The sequence below is a fragment of the Pseudomonas sp. UBA6699 genome, from assembly GCF_002454615.1.
In the GTDB taxonomy this organism is placed as follows: Bacteria; Pseudomonadota; Gammaproteobacteria; order Pseudomonadales; family Pseudomonadaceae; genus Aquipseudomonas; species Aquipseudomonas juntendi.
Genome location: NZ_DKJF01000047.1, coordinates 36174 through 53395 on the forward strand (window position 1 = coordinate 36174; position 17222 = coordinate 53395).

Genomic DNA, 17222 nt, shown 5'->3' on the forward strand with positions numbered 1-17222 from the left:
CTGTAAGCGATGATGGCCCCACGAGCTAAAGAAACCGCATTATGCCCCAAGCGTAGCGACGATGCGCCACGTTCGACGGAAAACCATCGCCAATAAAAAGGCCACCTCGAGAGGTGGCCTTTCTTCGATCGAACCGGGCTGAGGGTTACTCAGCCTTGTTGATCGGCTTTTCCGGGTACCAGGCGTCCAGCAACGGGCTGACTTCGATCTTGGTCAGTTCGCTGCGGCCTTTGAGCCAGGCTTCGACGGCAGCGCGTTGTTCTTCACTGACCGAGCCGCGTTTGACCGAGCACACCAGGCCGTAATCGTCACCGCCTACATAATCCAGGCCGTTGGCGTCCATGGCTTCAGCCAGGAACGCGTCGAGGAAAGCATCGATTGCCTGGTCATCCAGATCTTCCTTGAATTCCAGGTTCAGCTCGAAGCCCAATTCCTGAAACTCGTCGACACACAGCTTCTTGCGCAGACGACGGGAGCGGTTTGTGGCCATGAAACAATCCTCTTAGGTAATAACGCCGCGCAGTCTACCAGTTAACACGCGTGGCTGCCTGCCTGAGTGTCGGCGGGTGGCGCCAACTCCCTGGCCAGGGCGCGCTCCACCCGGCGCATGTGGCGTGCCAGTGCCTGGCGCTTCAAGCGTAGCTGGGCAGGGGTGAGGGTGCCGGCTTCCAGCGCTTCGCATGCCGCCATCAGGGCGGGTGCCTTGAGCATGCGTGCGGCGCTCAGCACCTTGTGGGCCTGGTCGGCGATGGCCGTGCTGTCGTGCTGCGGGTCCAGCGCCATCAAGCTGAGCAGGTCGGCCTGCAGGCTCTGCAGTAGCGCTTGCAGAAAACGCAGGCGGTCGTCGGGTGCTGGCCCGGTCACGGCCGCCAGGCCGTCCAGTTCGTACAACCTGCCCGGGGCGCATTGCTGGCGGCGCGGGTGAATGCCCGCCAGGCACTGGCTGAGCGTACTCAAGCTGATGGGCTTGAGCAGGCAGTCGTCCATGCCGGCGCTCAGGCACTTGCGACGGACCTCTGGCTGGGCGTTGGCGGTATAACCCAGGATGGTGCAGCGCGGCCGCTGGCCATGGCGTTCTTCGGTGCGCACGGCGGTTGCCAGCTGATAGCCGTTCATGTGCGGCATGTTGCAGTCCAGCACCAGCACGTCGAAATCACCGGCGCGCCAGGCGGCCAGGCCTTCCCGGCCATCCCGGGCGCTGGCATGCTGCAGGCCCAGATAACCGAGCTGCTGCGCCATCAGTTCCAGGTTGGCCGGGTGATCGTCGATCACCAGCACGCGCAGACCGGGGTCGGGAACGTCCAGGCATTCCGGCAACTGGGCGGGTTGCGCTGCAGCATCGACCCGTTGCAACGGCATCTTCAGGCGCACCTGGGTGCCGACATCCTCCAGGCTCTTGATGGTCAGGCTGCCCCCCATCATGTCGCACAGGTTGCGGCAGATGGCCAGACCGAGCCCGGTGCCCGCGCGGGCACCCTGGCTGTGCGGGTTGGCCTGGATGAACGGGTTGAACAGGCGTTCCAGGTCGTCGGGATGGATGCCGATACCACTGTCGCGCACCTCCAGGTCCAGCATTGCAGGCCTGCCAGGGGCTTCGTCCAGCAGGCTGACGCAGATGCGTACCTGGCCATGCTCGGTGAACTTGATGGCGTTGCTCACCAGGTTGGACAGCACTTGCTTGAAACGCAGGGGGTCGAGCAACGCGTGGCAACGTGCGGCCGGTTCGATGATCACTTCCAGCGCCAGGCCTTTTTGCCGTGCCTGGCCATCGAACATGCGCCCCACCGACTCGACCAACGCTGCCAGGTCGACCACCTCGGGGGCCAGAGAGAGATGCCCGGATTCGATGCGCACGATATCGAGAATGTCACCGATCAGGCCCAGCAGGTCTTTGGCCGAATGGTGCGCCAAGGCCAGCGCGCTGCGGTCCACCCACCCTTGATCGGCGCGTTTGACCGCCAGTTCGAGCATGCCGATGACGGCATTCATGGGGGTGCGGATTTCGTGGCTGATAGTGGCCAGGAAGGTGCTTTTGGCGCGGTTGGCATTGTCGGCCTGCTGCTTGGCCTGGCGCAGTTCCGTGACCAGCTGGCGGCGGTCGCTGATGTCGATCCAGCCGCCGATGATGCCCTGCACTTCACCCAGCGAATCACGGTAGGGCAGGATCCAGTGGTAGATGGTCATCTCCCGGCCCTTGATCCGCAACGGGCGGTCCATGATCAGGGGGGAGCCGGCAGCCATCACTTTGTGGTAATCCGCCTGGATCTGCCGGGTCTGTTCGGCGTCGGCGAACAGGCTGGCGCTCAGCTGTTTGCCGATAACCTGCTCGGAGCGGGCCTGCACCGCCTCCAGGTAGCTGTAGTTGCAGCTTTGCAGGCGGCCATCGCGGTCGCGCACGTACATGGGGTGAGGGGTGCCGTTGAGCAGTGCGCGCATGAATGCCAGTTGGTCGTTCAGCGCCCTTTCGGCGCGCTGGCGCTGGCGAATCTGCAAGCGCAGGCGGGCGTTCCAGAGCAACGCCAGCAGAAGCAGCACCGCCGTGGCCAGTACCACCTGCAGCGCCAGCCGGCGGTAGCTCTGGCTCTTGCTGTCTTCGTGCGGGCCAAAGCTGCGCCAGCGGTTGTTGATGACCCCCAGTTCCTCGGGCGAAATGCTCTGCAGGGCCTTGTCGAGAATCGAGGCCAAAGCCGGTGAAGACGCGTTGGTGGCCATGGCGTAGTTGGCGGGCTCGCCGCCGACCGAGGTGCGGATGACCAGGTCGGGGTTGCTGGCCAGGGCGTGGTTGGCATCGATCAGGGTGGTGATCACCGCATCGACGGCGCCGCTGTTGAGCAACGCCATGGAATAGAACGCGCTGGCGCTCTCGACCCAGCCAATGTGCGGATAATGCTGCGGCAACGTGGCATGCATGGCGCTGTGGCGGGTAAAGGCGATGCGGTGGCCCTGCAACTGCTCCAGGGACCCTGGGGCCGGTTTGTCCTTGCGGCTAACCAGAACATAGGCGCTTTCCAGGTACGGCCGGCTGATCTGCAGGTCCTTGTCGACCAACCCGGCGATGGCCAGGGCGGCGATCACGTCAGCGCGGCCATCCTTCAAGCGGGCGATCATGTCGGCAATGCCACTGGCCCGCTGTACCTCGAAGCGCAAGCCGGTCCGCAGGCGAATGAGCTCAAGCAGGTCAGCAGTGATGCCGCGAAAATGCCCCGAGCCATCGAAGTAGGACAAGGGCGCAGCCGTGTCGTCGATGGCCACACGCATCACAGGGTGCTGCTGCAGCCATTGTTGCTCTGTTGCGCTCAATTGCAGGTTGCGGTCGGTCAACAGCAGGTCGCTGCCGGCGCTCCAGCGTTTGAAGATACTGGCGCGCATGGCGGGGGGCTGGCTATCGAGGATGGTATCGACCAGTTCCCTCAGTACGGTGTCCTGCTGGCGCAAGGCAAAGCCGAAGCCGATGGCTTCGTGCTTGCCGAAGTTGGCCATGCGCAGGCGTGGCAGGTGGCCGCGGTTGAGCTGGTAGTGGGTGGAAACGGTGTCGCCGATGAACACGTCGGCCTGGCCGAACGCTACGGCGTTCAACGCCTGGCTTGAAGACTCGAACGTCAGCAGCTCGGCCTTGGGGTAGGCGTTGAGCATTTCTGCCTCGGGCAGGTAGTGATAGAGCATGCCCAGGCGCATGCCGGCCAGGCCTGTGTCCAGTGCCCGCGTTTCGTCTTCGCGCGTGACCAGCACCGGCTGGTCAACGGCATAGGGGTGCGACAGGGCCAGGCCGTCGCTGGCCGCTTCGTAGCCATTGGCGCTGCCCAGCAGGTCGATGTCGCCTTGCCGGAGTGCTTCTACAGCGGCCTGGCGGCTGGGAAAACGCAGCACGCGTACCGGCAACTCCAGGGCCGTACCGATCAGGTTTGCATATTCGGCGGTGAGCCCCTGGTAGTCATGGCCGCCACTGGAGATGTCGAACGGCGGGTAGTCGGGGGCCGATGTTCCCAGTACCAGTTCCTGGCGCCCTGCAAGCCATTGCCGTTGCTCGGCGGTGAGTTGCGGTGGCGCTGGCCTGGCCGATGAACGCGCCAGGAGCGTGTACGATGCAGTTTCGTGGTGGGTGCCCAGTGCCGCGCTGCTGAACAGCAGCAGCGCGAGCAGCAGGCGGGCGAAAGGGCGGGCCATGAACATGCTCAGACCAGCGCGTTGCGCTTGGCCATCTCGATCAGGTCGACCAACGTACTGACCTGCAGCTTTTGCATGAGGCGCTTCTTGTAGGTGCTCACGGTCTTGCTGCTGAGGAACATGCCCTTGGCAATTTCCTTGTTGCTGCGCCCTTGGGCGAAGAGTTGCAGCACCATCAGTTCGCGATCATTTACCTGGCGGAAAAGTTGCAGGTCGCTCGTGGTTACCTGGTCATGCTTTATTGCCTGGCTGGGGAAGTAGTTATAACCGGCCAGCACGGCCTTGATTGCACTCAGCAGTTCACCGAGGTCCTCCTGCTTGCACACATAACCGGCAGCACCCGAGTGCATGCAGCGCACGGCGAACAACGCCGGGGCCTGGGCAGTCAGCACCAGCACTTTCATGGGCAGCGCCATGGCCTGGAAGCGCGCAAGCACCTCCAGCCCGTCTAGCTTGGGGATGCTGATGTCGAGGATGACCAGGTCGGGGTGGCTCTCGCGGATCATCTGCATCGCGTCCACGCCATTGTCCGACTCACCGACAATCTTGTAATTCTGGTTTTCCAGCAGCATGCGGACGGCAAGGCGGATGACCGGATGATCGTCAACAATAAATATGGAATGCATGTTCAACTTGCCTGCGGTCAATTGTGGGTGACAGGCGGCACCTTATCGCAGTTGGAAGTCAACGGGCATGCAAGGAAGGGCTGTTTGCCCCATATGGGAAATGGCTTACAAGATAAAGCAAAACGGGCTACGAGATAATCGTGCGCGACCCAATGTCAAAGTGCATTTGGTAACTTTTCGTTGGCAAATTAAACGTGTTGTTTAATTTGCCCTCGGTATATGTAGGAAGTTTCCTGTAACCCAGGTGCAGCACCGGCACGCTGGCCGGTCTGCACCGCCATGGCTCAGCCCGGGCCCGAGCGCCCGGTCATTTCCCTGGCCATTTCGCTGGCGTAGCTGTCGGTCATGCCGGCGATGAAATCGATCATGCGCAGGAACGCGTTGTACAGCGAGCCGTGTGGGTCTGGTGCACTGTTGCCGAGCAGGTCCATGACGCGCCGGCTCTTGAACGAGGGTGTGCGCCCGCCGTGTTGTTCGAGCGCCGCGCCGCAGAAGGTATTGAGCAGGATTTCCAGTGTGGTGTAGGCGCCGATTTCGTGCAGGGTCTTGCGCTTGTCCTGGAAGATCTTGTTGCGCGCCATGTCTTTGGCCTGCAGGACGCAGCGCTTGGCCGGGCCGTGCATGTGTTCGACCAGGTCGCCTGGCAGTTGCCCGGCCAGCAACGCGTGCTGCTGCTCGACAAAAGCCTGGGCGGCAGCGTTGGTCAAGTGCTCGATGGCCTTACCACGCAGGATGGCCAGCTTGCGCCGGCGAGAATCGCCGGCGCCCAGTTGGCGATAGGTTTCCGGCAGATCGTCGCCGACCAGGTCGAGCAGCAAGGCTTCGACTTCGCCGTATTGCAGCAAGTCCATCTCCAGGCCGTCTTCCAGGTCGATCAGCGCGTAGCAGATGTCATCGGCCGCTTCCATCAGGTACACCAACGGGTGGCGCGCCCAGCGCTGGTGCTCCAGCTGTGGCAGGCCGAGCTTGCGGGCGATCTGTTCGAGCAGTGGCAGCTCGCTCTGATAACTGCCGAACTTGTGCTTCTTGTAGCCCAGGGCGTCGGCATGGCGGGCGCTCCAGGGGTATTTGAGGTAGGTGCCGAGGGTGGCATAGGTCAACCGGGTGCCACCGTCGAACTGGTGGTACTCCAGTTGCGTAAGCACGCGGAAGCCCTGCGCATTGCCCTCGAAATTGAGGAAGTCGGCACGCTCGTCATCACCCATGTCGTCCAGCCACCCGCGCCCGGCCGCCTGCTGGAACCAGTGACGTATGGCGTCTTCGCCAGAATGGCCGAATGGCGGGTTGCCGATGTCGTGGGCCAGGCAGGCCGACTGCACGATCATCCCCAGGTCGCTGGGCGCGCACCAGTCTGGCAAGCTTTCGCGCAGGGTTTCACCCACGCGCATGCCCAGCGAACGCCCCACGCAACTGACTTCCAGCGAATGGGTCAGGCGCGTGTGAATGTGATCGTTACTGGTGACGGGGTGCACTTGGGTCTTGCGCCCCAGGCGGCGAAAGGCGCCCGAGAAAATGATGCGGTCGTGGTCTTTGTGGAAGGGGCTGCGCCCGAGTTCTTCGGCGCTATACAGGGCTTTGCCCAGACGTTCGCGGGTGAGCAGGGTGTGCCAGTCCAAGGCGCGGTCTCCAGGGGGTCAAAGGCTATAGCTTCTGGTGTGCTGTGCCTGCGCGCAAGTGGCAGGGGCAACGCTGGCCGCTGGCACGCATTACCCGCGAATGGCCGGTGGCGGCACCGACACATTCGCGGTCGAGCCTGCGCCCATGCACCGCCTTCAGCGGCGACGGCTACCTTGCAGGTACAGGCGCACCAGCGGCAGCAGGCTGGTGCCCAGGCGCACAAGCCTGCCCAGGTTGCCGCTGCGCACGCCCTTGCCGGTCATGAAGCCCAGGGCTACCACAGCGCCAATGCCCCACAGCGGCGCGTGTTTGATGCCCAAGCCGTCGTGCAGCGAGCTGCCCATGCCGCGCATGCGCTGCAACGGTGCCAGCAGTTGCCCGGATTCGTGGCGGATCTCCTGGCGGTGCATTTCCATGCGCAGGCGCAGCAACGCCTTGCGCAGCTCGCGTGGGTTTCGTGTGTTCGGCAGTTGTGGCAGGTTCATGGCAACAAGCGCTCCCGGTCCTTGGCGAGTTCTTCGAGGGTGGCGTTGAAGGGAGATGACTCGTCGAACACCGCTGCCTTCAACCGTACACCGCAATACAGTGCAGCCAGGCTATAGAACACGCACAGGCCGATGATGCCGGCAAGGCGATAGCTGTCCCACAGCAGCACCAGTAGCAAGCCCGACAGTGCAGTGAGCAGCAGCAGGGCGAACACCAGTGCCAGGCCGGCGAACAACAGCAACCTCAGCGTGCGGCCTTTCTGCTCCTGCAGCTCGATACCGAACAGCTCGATATGGCTGTGCAGCAGCCCCAGCGCGGCTGCGCCCAGGCGCCTGCCCGATGCGCCGGCGCCGTTGGCTTCGTTCTCCATGGGAACCCCTTAACGCCGGTTGGCCAGCAGGCCGATCAACAGGCCGACGCCGGCAGCGATGCCGATGGCCTGCCATGGGTTTTCCTGTACGTACTGCTCGGCGCTGCCCAGCGCAGCCTGGCCGCGGTCGCGTACCGACTCCTGGGTCAACTGCAGGGTTTCGCGGGCCTGGGCCAGGCGCTCGTGAATCTGCCCGCGCAATTCCTCGGCCTGGTCGCCTGCCAGGTTGGCGGTGTCGGCCAGCAGCTTTTCGGTGTCGCGCACCAAAGCCTGGAAGTCAGCCATCAATATCTCTTGTGCAGTCTTTGCCGAATTGCTGGCCATGTGTCTCTCCCTGTCGATGAATGTTGGTAGTTCGAGTGATAGCAGGCGCGGAAGGTTCAAGTGACCGTACACCCGCGTGTGCTGGTATGCGCCTTGCTATGTGTTTGCCACGTTGCGGGGCACCTCAGGCTGTTCTTGCGCCGATTCGGGGCGCCCACGCGGCGAATATCGATAAACCTTAACGCAATCCTCGACAAACCCAAGAAAAAACCACGCAGGTCGCGCCCACGCAACTGAAACAGGGTGATGGCTGGCACCGATTCGGTGCAGGGATGCAGGTTCTTGAACTGTCCTGGTGCCTTTTTCAGCAGGTCTGCCTATTTCATGGATAACATGCACAGCGCGATGGACTCCCTGGTCCACGGTTCCAACACCCTGTTCCTTCTCATGGGCGCCATTCTGGTGCTGGCCATGCATGCCGGCTTCGCGTTTCTCGAAGTGGGCACCGTACGCCACAAGAACCAGGTCAATGCCTTGTCGAAGATCCTCAGCGACTTCGCCGTTTCGGCGCTGGTGTATTTCTTTATAGGCTACTGGATCGCCTATGGGGTCAACTTCTTCCAGCCTGCTGCAACGCTGGCTGCCGACCATGGCTACGCGCTGGTCAAGTGCTTCTTCCTGTTGACCTTCGCTGCAGCCATTCCGGCGATCATTTCCGGGGGCATCGCCGAGCGTGCGCGTTTCGTGCCGCAACTGTGTGCCACCGCACTGATCGTGGCATTCGTCTACCCCTTCTTCGAGGGCGTGGTGTGGAACGGCAACCTGGGCCTGCAAGCCTGGTTGCAGGACCGCTTTGGCGCGCCGTTCCATGACTTTGCCGGCTCGGTGGTGGTGCATGCCATGGGCGGCTGGCTGGCGCTGGCGGCGGTGCTGCTGCTCGGCCCGCGCCGCGGTCGCTATCGCGATGGTCGGCTGGTGGCTTTTGCGCCCTCGAGCATTCCCTTTCTCGCCCTGGGCTCGTGGATCCTGATCATTGGCTGGTTCGGTTTCAACGTGATGAGCGCCCAGACCTTGGAGGGGCTCAGTGGCCTGGTGGCGATCAACTCGTTGCTCGCCATGGTTGGCGGCACGTTGTCGGCGTTGCTGGCAGGGCGCAACGACCCTGGCTTCCTGCATAACGGGCCGTTGGCCGGGTTGGTGGCGGTTTGCGCCGGCTCAGACCTGATGCACCCGATCGGTGCGCTGGCTACCGGCCTGGTGGCGGGCGGGCTGTTCGTGTGGACGTTCACCGCGGCCCAGAACCGCTGGAAAATCGACGACGTGCTGGGTGTTTGGCCGTTGCATGGCCTGTGTGGCGTGTGGGGTGGGGTTGCCTGCGGCATCTTCGGCCAGACGGCACTGGGCGGCATGGGCGGCGTGAGCCTGGTCAGCCAGCTGCTGGGGAGCCTTATGGGGGTGGTGGTGGCACTCGCCGGTGGTTTTGCCGTGTATGGTGCGCTGCGCGCCGTGCATGGCCTGCGCCTGAGCCATGAACAGGAGTTCCAGGGCGCCGACCTGTCGCTGCACCGTATCGGCGCCACCAGCCAGGATTGAAGGTGCACGATGGCCGTGGTGGTCCTAGAATAGGTTTTTCTGCATGCCACATCGGGAGCCGCCCCATGCTGCCTGAATGCCAACTGTTCGGCACCCTCGGCTGCCACCTGTGTGAAGTGGCCGAGTCGGTGCTGATGCCCTTCGTCGATCATGGCCTGCTGGTGGAGCTGGTCGATGTTGCCGAAAGCCAGCCTTTGTTCGAACGCTATGGGCTGGTCATTCCGGTGCTCCGGCGCTGTGACAACGGTGCCGAGTTGCACTGGCCGTTCGATGCCGAGCAGGTGGTGGCGTTCCTGGGGCAATGACACCGACAGGGGAGGTACAACCCTGCTCCATGGCAGGTGATGCGCGCTGATGATCAGGCGCCGGCGCACCAGTGCCGGTGCCCCTAGCCATCATCGGAACCGCTTGCCATGTTGATCACACCACATTTCACCCTCGCTGAACTGACCGTTTCCCAGCTCGCGGCCAGGGATGGGTTCGACAACACCCCGCCACCTGAAGCCAGGGCCAACCTGCAACTGCTGTGTTGTGCCCTGGAGCAGGTGCGCGCGCTGTTCGGCGTGCCCATCATTGTCAGCAGTGGCTACCGTAGCGAGAAAGTCAACCGCTTGATTGGCGGTGCCGCCAACAGCCAGCATGTACAAGGGCTGGCGGCTGACTTCACGGTCATCGAGGTCAGCCCGCGCGAGACCGTGCAACGGATCAGCGAAAGTACGGTGCCCTTCGATCAACTCATCCTGGAATTCGACAAGTGGGTGCACCTGTCGGTGGCGCGGGGCACCCCGCGGCGCCAGGTGTTGACCATCCGCAAGGGCAGCGGCTATCTGGCGGGGCTGCAATGAAGCGCATTGACTGCGACGCGAGGATGTTCGTATGCTGTATATAAATACAGTATCGAGGTAAAGCCATGCTCAACGTCGAGCAACTCAAGTACAGCGTCAACCGCATGCCTGTGGAGCGGGTGGCCGACGCCGTTCTGGAACTGCGCCTCGAGGGCCTGGTGACCGATGACCGCACCCCCTTCGGCAAGGTGCACTTCAATACCTGCTTTGCCGAGATCGAAGCCTTGTTCCAGCGGGCCGGCTACCACCGTGGGCTCGATGTGGTCGGGTACCAAGGGGCGCTCTACGCACTTTACGACCCTGGCCGCTGGGAGCCTGTGCAGGTGCTGCGCTGGTTGAAGGAACGCAGCGAGGCGCTGGCCCAGGCTGGTTGATGGGGCGGGGTTGGGTGATAATGCGCGGCCGTTTCTGTTCCGAGCCCTGCCATGTCCACGCCTTTCGACCCCGCCCGCCAGCAAGCCAGCACCGTGTGCCTGCCACCCGGTCACTGGGCAACGGTGCTCGATTGCCTGTGTGACCATTTCAAGGCCATCGACCGTGCCCAGTGGCTCGACCGCTTTGCCAGGGGGCGGGTGCTGGACGCCCAGGGGCAGGCAGTGGCTGCCGAGCTGCCTTACAAACCGGGCATGCGCTTGCACTATTTTCGCGAAGTGCCGAACGAGCGACCGATTCCGGTGCAGGAGCACGTGCTGCACGTGGACGAGCACCTGGTGGTGGCGGACAAGCCGCATTTCCTGCCGGTGACACCGACTGGCGAGTACGTTGAGCACACCTTGCTGCGCCGCCTGATCCGCAGGCTGGATAACCCTCACCTGGTGCCGTTGCATCGCATCGATCGGCATACCGCCGGGCTCGTGCTGTTCTCTGCCAACCCGCTTACGCGTAGCGCTTATCAGCGGCTGTTCCCCGAGCGACGTATCGACAAGCGCTACCAGGCCATCGCGGCCGCTTTGCCGCAACATGCGTTTCCGTTGGTGCACAAAAGCCGCCTGGTGCATGGCGAGCCCTTTTTCCGCATGCATGAGGTAGAGGGTGAGGCCAATAGTGAAACCCTGGCCGAAGTGCTGGAGAAGCGCGGAGCGCTGTGGCGGTACGGGTTGTCGCCGGTCACCGGCAAGACCCACCAGTTGCGGGTGCACATGGCTGCGTTGGGCGCGGGCATCAGCAATGACCCGTTCTATCCGCAGTTGCTCGACACCGCAGACGATTACCAGCGGCCATTGAAACTGCTGGCGCAGAGCCTGCGTTTCACCGACCCGTTGAGCGGCGAAGAGCGCTATTTCGAGAGCCGCTTGAGCCTGGACTGGTAACCCTGCCTGGGCATGCGTTGCCAGCCAGGGGCTGCTGTGCAACCCCTCGCGGCGCGCAGGTCTGCGGTCAGCGGTTGAAGCGCTCCACAAGTGAGTACTGGCTCCCGGCCGTAGTGGTCAGCTCTTCGCTCAACAGCGCCGAGTGCTGTGCCTGCTCGGCGGTCTGGTCGGCCAGTTCGGCGATGGTGCTGATGTTACGGCTGATCTCATCGGCCACGGCGGTCTGCTCTTCGGTCGCGGCGGCAATCTGGGTCGCCATGTCGGTGATGTTGGCGACCGCTTCGCTGATGCCGACCAGCGCTTCGTCAGCCTGCATCACACGATCAACGCCTTCCTGCGCCTGACGGTGGCCGGTTTCCATGGTCAGTACGGCGTTGCTGGCGGTTTGCTGCAGCTTGGCGATCAGGCTGTGGATCTGCCCGGTGGACTCGGCGGTGCGTTGAGCCAGCTGGCGCACTTCGTCGGCCACTACGGCAAAGCCACGGCCCATTTCCCCAGCCCGCGCCGCTTCGATGGCGGCATTCAATGCCAGCAGGTTGGTCTGGTCGGCAATGCCCTTGATCACATCGACGACACCGCCAATTTCGTCGCTGTCCTTGGCCAGTTGCGTGACGGTCTGGCCGGTTTCGCCCACTGCTGTCGACAGGCGTTCGATGGCCTCGCGGGTTTCCCCGGCAATCTGCCGGCCTTGGCTGGTCAGGCGGTTGGCTTCCTGGGTGGCATCGGCTGTGCGTTGCACGTGGTTGGCAACTTCCTGGGTGGTCGCAGCCATCTGGTTGACGGCGGCGGCGACCTGTTCGGTTTCGACCCGCTGGCGTTCCAGCCCCGAAGAGCTCTTGTGTGCCAGGGCGTCGGACTGCCGCGCCTGGTCGCTGAGGTGCTCGGCGCTGTCCTGCAAGCGGGTCAGGCAGGTTTTCATGCGCGCATCCTGGCTGAGCATGGCCATTTCCAGGCGGGCCTGCACGCCACGGCTGTCGGTGTACATCTGCGCGATCAGCGGGTCGGAGGTGGTCTGTTCAGCCAGCCGCAGCAAGCGCTTGAGGCCGCGTTGCTGCCAGCTCAGGCCGATCAACCCAAGCGGTACGGAAAGCGCGGCGGCCAACGCGAAGCCCCAGGAATGGCCCAGCCAGTTGCCAATCAGGAAGCCCGCCTGGCTGATCAGGATGAACGGCAACCAGTCCTGCAGCACCGGCAGCCACTTGTCACGGCGCGGTACCGGCGGCTTGCCCTGATTGATGCGCTGGTACAGCGCCTCGGCGCGGCGGATCTGTTCGGCGGTGGGTTTGACCCGCACAGACTCGAAGCCGACCACCTGGTTGTTGTCGAAAATCGGTGTGACGTAGGCGTTGACCCAGTAGTGATCGCCCGACTTGCAGCGGTTCTTGACGATACCCATCCACGGCTGGCCTTGCTTGAGGGTTTGCCACATATGGGCAAACACAGCAGGCGGCACGTCGGGGTGGCGCACCAGATTGTGCGGCGCACCGGTCAGTTCTTCGCGGGTGAACCCACTGATGTCGATGAAGGCATCATTGCAGTAGGTAATCACGCCCTTGGCGTTGGTGGTGGAGATCAACCGCTGCTGGGCAGGGAAAGTCCGTTCTCTCTGGGTAATCGGCTGGTTGTTACGCATGGGGTGATAGTCCGCAGGGCTTTGGATGGGTATCGGCAAGCCACCGGGATTATTGAGTGATTATTTAACATGCGTGACAAAAGGTGTTCGATTTTGGTGCAAGGGTGCCTGAGCAATCGAACGCCGTGTGGGCGGCGCTCGATTGGCAGGTGTCGCAGGTTTTTCGGTGCGGCTGCGCCCTCAACCCGCAATCAGCTGGCGCAGCACATAATGCAGAATCCCGCCTGCCTTGAAGTACTCCACCTCGTTGACGGTATCGATCCGGCACAGCACCTCGATCTGTTCCTGCTGGCCATCCTCGCGGGTGATGCGCACCTGTAGCGGCATGCCGGGGTGAATCGGTGCGCCGTCCAGCCCCAGCACGTCGATCTGCTCCTTGCCGGTCAGCCCCAGCGCCTTGCGGTCATGCCCGGCCGTGAACTGCAGCGGCAGCACGCCCATGCCCACCAGGTTGGAGCGGTGGATACGCTCGAAGCTTTCCGCCAGCACTGCCTTCACGCCCAGCAGGTTGGTGCCCTTGGCCGCCCAGTCGCGGCTGGAGCCGGTGCCGTATTCCTGCCCGGCAATCACCACCAGCGGGGTTCCTTCCTGCTGGTAGCGCATGGCCGCGTCATAGATCGACAGTTTTTCACCCGAGGGCACGTGCAAGGTGTTGCCGCCTTCCTCGCCCGCCAGCATTTCGTTGCGGATTCGGATATTGGCGAACGTACCGCGCATCATCACTTCATGGTTGCCGCGCCGCGAACCATAGGAGTTGAAGTCGCGTGGCTCCACACCTTTTTCGCGCAGGTACCGCCCCGCGGGGCTGTCGGCCTTGATGTTGCCGGCAGGGGAAATATGGTCGGTGGTCACCGAGTCGCCCAACAGCGCCAGCACGCGGGCGCCTCGGATGTCGGTGATGGCCGGTGGCGGCCCGCCGATGTCGTCGAAGAAGGGAGGGTGCTGAATATAGGTGGAGTCTGCCTGCCACACGTAGGTAGCGGCCTGGGGTACCTCGATGGCCTGCCACTGGGCATCGCCGGCGAACACTTCGGCATATTGCTTGTGGAACATGGCCGTGTCGACTTTGGCCACGGCCGCCGCGATCTCCTGCTGGCTGGGCCAGATATCGCGCAGGTACACCGGTTGGCCGTCCTTGCCCGTACCCAGCGGGTCACGCGTCAGGTCCACGCGCACACTGCCAGCGAGCGCATAGGCCACGACCAGGGGCGGCGAAGCCAGCCAGTTGGTCTTGACCAGCGGGTGAACGCGCCCTTCGAAATTACGGTTGCCCGACAGCACCGAGGCCACGGTGAGGTCCGCGCTGGCAATGGCCTTCTCGATGGCTTCATCCAGCGGGCCGGAGTTGCCGATGCAGGTGGTGCAGCCATAGCCAACCAGATCGAAGCCCAGCTCGTCGAGGTAAGGCGTGAGCCCGGCGGCCTGGAAGTAGTCGGTGACCACCTTGGAGCCCGGTGCCAGCGAGCTTTTCACCCAGGGTTTGCGTTGCAGGCCTTTTTCCAGGGCTTTCTTGGCTACCAGCCCGGCAGCCATCATCACGCTGGGGTTGGAGGTATTGGTGCACGAGGTGATGGCGGCGATCACCACGGCGCCATCGCGCAGGGTGTGGGTCTGGCCTTGGTGGCTGTAGTCGATCTCGCCGGCCTGGTCGGCATTGCCAACGGCCACGCCGCCACCCCCTTCACTTTCCAGGCGGCCGACTTCCTTGGCCAGCGGCTTGGGTTGCAGTTCGATGAAGTGGTCGAAGGCCTGGCTGACCTGGCCCAGTGCGACCCGGTCCTGCGGCCGCTTGGGCCCGGCCAGGCTGGCTTCGACGTCGTGCATGTCCAGCGCCAGGGTGTCGCTGAACAGCGGCTCGTGGCCGGGCAAGCGCCACATGCCTTGGGTTTTGCAGTACTGCTCGACCAGTTGCACGGTCGCTTCTGGCCGCCCAGACAGGCGCAGGTAGTCCAGGGTGACGTCATCGACCGGGAAAAACCCGCATGTAGCGCCGTACTCCGGGGCCATGTTGGCGAGGGTGGCGCGGTCGGCAAGCGGCAGCTCGGCCAGGCCGTCGCCATAGAACTCGACGAACTTGCCGACCACGCCTTTCTTGCGCAGCATCTGGGTCACGGTCAGCACCAGGTCGGTCGCAGTGATGCCCTCGCGCAGCTTGCCGGTCAGCTTGAAGCCGATCACTTCCGGGATCAGCATCGATACGGGCTGGCCGAGCATGGCCGCCTCGGCCTCGATACCGCCGACCCCCCAGCCGAGCACGCCCAGGCCGTTGATCATGGTGGTGTGCGAGTCGGTGCCGACCAAGGTGTCGGGGAAGGCATAGGTGCGGCCATCGGCTTCACGGGTCCATACCGTGCGGCCCAGGTATTCCAGGTTGACCTGGTGGCAGATGCCGGTGCCCGGCGGTACCACGCTGAAGTTGTCGAAGGCGTTCTGGCCCCAGCGCAGGAAAGCATAGCGCTCGCCGTTGCGCTGCATTTCGATTTCCACGTTCTCGCTGAAGGCTTGCGTTGTGCCGTAGCGGTCGACCATCACCGAGTGGTCGATCACCAGGTCGACCGGTGACAGCGGGTTGATGCGTTGTGGGTCGCCGCCGGCCTTGGCCATGGCGGCGCGCATGGCGGCCAGGTCGACCACTGCCGGTACGCCGGTGAAGTCCTGCATCAGTACGCGTGCGGGGCGGTACTGGATTTCGCGGTCGGAGCGCCGCTCGCCCAGCCATTGGGCGAGGGCGCGCAAATCGTCGCCGGTCACGGTTTTGCCGTCTTCCCAGCGCAGCAGGTTTTCCAGCAGCACCTTCAGGGACATGGGCAGGCGTTGCAGGTCACCCAGCTGGCGGGCGGCTTCGGTGAGGCTGAAATAGTGGTAGGTCTGGTCGCCGACCTTGAGCGGCTTGAGGGTGTTCAGGCTATCGAGCGAGGGCATTGCCAACTCCTTCTGCGCCGGTGCCCGGCATTGAATTGCGGTTTGCCGGTAGCACCGTTATGTATCGGCCCGCACGGCACGGACCTGGCTGAAAGGTCAGGTTAGACCGGTTTAGGCCACCTGACCCTTTTCTGGACCGGCGGGGCGTGTCGCAGGTTCCGAACTTCCTTTATCATCGCCGCCCTGCCGGCGCCTGTGACGCGCCCGCCGTAGTGGAGTGAGAGATGAATACCCTGTTCATGCATTGCCGGCCCGGTTTCGAGGGTGAGGTGTGCGCCGAGATCAGCGAACATGCCGCCCGCCTGGGTGTCGCGGGCTATGCCAAAGGCAAGCCGCAAAGTGCCAGCGCCGAGTTTGTCTGTAGCGAGGAGGGCGGTGCCGAGCGGTTGATGGGGGAGCTGCGTTTCAATCAGCTGATCTTCCCGCGGCAATGGGCCCGGGGTGCGTTTGTCGAGCTGCCGGAAAGTGACCGTATCAGTGTGCTGCTGGCGCAGTTGGCTGGTTTTCCGGTGTTCGGCAGCCTGTGGCTGGAAGTGCTGGACAGCAACGAGGGCAAGGCGTTATCGACGTTCTGCCGCAAGTTCGAAGTGCCTTTGCGCAAGGCCCTGGAAAAGGCCGGGCGCCTGGTTGACGACGCCAGCCGCCCACGCTTGCTGCTGACCTTCATCAGTGGCCGGCGGGTATTTGCGGGTATCGCTGCGGCCAACAACAGCGCGTTGTGGCCCATGGGTATCCCGCGTCTCAAGTTCCCCCGCGAGGCGCCCAGCCGTTCGACCCTCAAGCTGGAAGAGGCCTGGCACCATTTCATCCCGCGTGAGCAGTGGGAGCAGCGCTTGGGCGATGATATGACCGGCGTCGACCTGGGGGCTTCGCCGGGAGGGTGGACTTACCAGCTGGTGCGTCGTGGCATGTTGGTGACGGCTATCGATAATGGGCCGATGGCCGAGAGCCTGATGGATACCGGCTTGGTCCAGCACCTGATGGCCGATGGTTTTACCTGGCAACCCAGGCAACCGGTGGACTGGATGGTTTGCGATATCGTCGAGAAGCCGGCGCGGACGACTTCGCTGATCGAAACCTGGTTGGGTGAGGGGCTATGCCGGGAGGCGGTGGTCAACCTGAAGTTGCCGATGAAGCAGCGTTATGCCGAGGTACGGCGGCTGCTCGAGCGCATGGAGGCGACGTTCAAGGCGCGCAAGGTACGGGTTTCGATTGCGTGCAAGCAGCTGTATCACGACCGTGAGGAAGTGACATGCCATTTGCGGCGGCTTGAGCTGAAACCTCGTTGAATCGGTGCTTGGTGCTTGAGGGTGGGGCCGATGGGAACGAATACCTATGCGGTTTCAACGCCCACATTGTTGCAGAGCTTGGAATCCTGGGCGCTGGTTTTTG

Annotated in this window: 15 protein-coding genes; 6 read left to right on the top strand and 9 right to left on the bottom strand. The window is 63.4% G+C overall.

The window, feature by feature from the left end; genetic code table 11:
• Window positions 1-145: 145 nt before the first annotated feature.
• From B3361_RS09205 to B3361_RS09235, 7 genes are all read right to left on the bottom strand, one after another.
• A complete protein-coding gene (locus tag B3361_RS09205; RefSeq protein WP_009684007.1) occupies window positions 146-490 on the bottom strand; it encodes a YggL family protein in 345 nt (114 codons plus the stop codon).
• 41 nt (window positions 491-531) lie between these two features.
• Window positions 532-4164: an ATP-binding protein gene (locus B3361_RS09210; RefSeq protein WP_054905101.1), complete on the bottom strand. Its 3633-nt coding sequence runs from the start codon at window positions 4162-4164 to the stop codon at window positions 532-534.
• Window positions 4165-4172: 8 nt separating this feature from the next.
• Window positions 4173-4790: a response regulator transcription factor gene (locus tag B3361_RS09215; protein ID WP_009684005.1), complete on the bottom strand. Its 618-nt coding sequence runs from the start codon at window positions 4788-4790 to the stop codon at window positions 4173-4175.
• Window positions 4791-5074: 284 nt separating this feature from the next.
• Entirely contained in the window at window positions 5075-6406 is a 1332-nt protein-coding gene (locus tag B3361_RS09220; RefSeq protein WP_054905086.1) for a deoxyguanosinetriphosphate triphosphohydrolase, read from the bottom strand.
• Between the two features lie 156 nt (window positions 6407-6562).
• Entirely contained in the window at window positions 6563-6892 is a 330-nt protein-coding gene (locus B3361_RS09225; RefSeq protein ID WP_009684003.1) for a hypothetical protein, read from the bottom strand.
• Window positions 6889-7263: a phage holin family protein gene (locus B3361_RS09230; protein ID WP_009684002.1), complete on the bottom strand. Its 375-nt coding sequence runs from the start codon at window positions 7261-7263 to the stop codon at window positions 6889-6891. Before B3361_RS09230 ends, B3361_RS09225 begins: the two co-directional genes overlap by 4 nt.
• A 9-nt stretch (window positions 7264-7272) precedes the next feature.
• Window positions 7273-7587 carry a DUF883 family protein gene (locus B3361_RS09235; RefSeq protein ID WP_009684001.1) on the bottom strand — a complete coding sequence of 105 codons (315 nt, stop codon included), beginning with the start codon at window positions 7585-7587 and terminating at the stop codon, window positions 7273-7275.
• A gap of 324 nt (window positions 7588-7911) precedes the next feature.
• Here B3361_RS09235 and B3361_RS09240 point away from each other — a divergent pair, with 324 nt between their 5' ends.
• The 5 genes from B3361_RS09240 (at window position 7912) to B3361_RS09260 (ending at window position 11275) form a co-directional block, all read left to right on the top strand.
• A complete protein-coding gene (locus B3361_RS09240; protein ID WP_054905085.1) occupies window positions 7912-9120 on the top strand; it encodes an ammonium transporter in 1209 nt (402 codons plus the stop codon).
• 65 nt (window positions 9121-9185) lie between these two features.
• Complete coding sequence (locus B3361_RS09245; RefSeq protein ID WP_009683999.1) at window positions 9186-9425, top strand: glutaredoxin family protein; 240 nt, start codon at window positions 9186-9188, stop codon at window positions 9423-9425.
• Window positions 9426-9533: 108 nt separating this feature from the next.
• Window positions 9534-9965 (top strand): D-Ala-D-Ala carboxypeptidase family metallohydrolase, encoded by a 432-nt coding sequence (locus B3361_RS09250; protein WP_029886185.1) that lies wholly within the window; start codon window positions 9534-9536, stop codon window positions 9963-9965.
• A gap of 65 nt (window positions 9966-10030) precedes the next feature.
• The gene (locus tag B3361_RS09255) at window positions 10031-10339 is read left to right on the top strand and encodes a hypothetical protein (protein WP_009683997.1); all 309 of its coding nucleotides are present in this window, start codon (window positions 10031-10033) and stop codon (window positions 10337-10339) included.
• 51 nt (window positions 10340-10390) lie between these two features.
• On the top strand, window positions 10391-11275 hold the full coding sequence (locus tag B3361_RS09260; RefSeq protein ID WP_054905084.1) for a pseudouridine synthase: 885 nt from the start codon (window positions 10391-10393) through the stop codon (window positions 11273-11275).
• Between the two features lie 67 nt (window positions 11276-11342).
• On the opposite strand, the gene B3361_RS09265 is transcribed toward B3361_RS09260, so the two are convergent.
• Complete coding sequence (locus B3361_RS09265; RefSeq protein ID WP_029886187.1) at window positions 11343-12908, bottom strand: methyl-accepting chemotaxis protein; 1566 nt, start codon at window positions 12906-12908, stop codon at window positions 11343-11345.
• Between the two features lie 180 nt (window positions 12909-13088).
• A complete protein-coding gene (gene acnA, locus B3361_RS09270; RefSeq protein ID WP_009683993.1) occupies window positions 13089-15830 on the bottom strand; it encodes an aconitate hydratase AcnA in 2742 nt (913 codons plus the stop codon).
• Window positions 15831-16054: 224 nt separating this feature from the next.
• Between acnA and rlmM the strand changes: the two genes are divergently transcribed.
• Entirely contained in the window at window positions 16055-17119 is a 1065-nt protein-coding gene (gene rlmM / locus B3361_RS09275; RefSeq protein ID WP_054905083.1) for a 23S rRNA (cytidine(2498)-2'-O)-methyltransferase RlmM, read from the top strand.
• Window positions 17120-17222 lie beyond the last annotated feature (103 nt).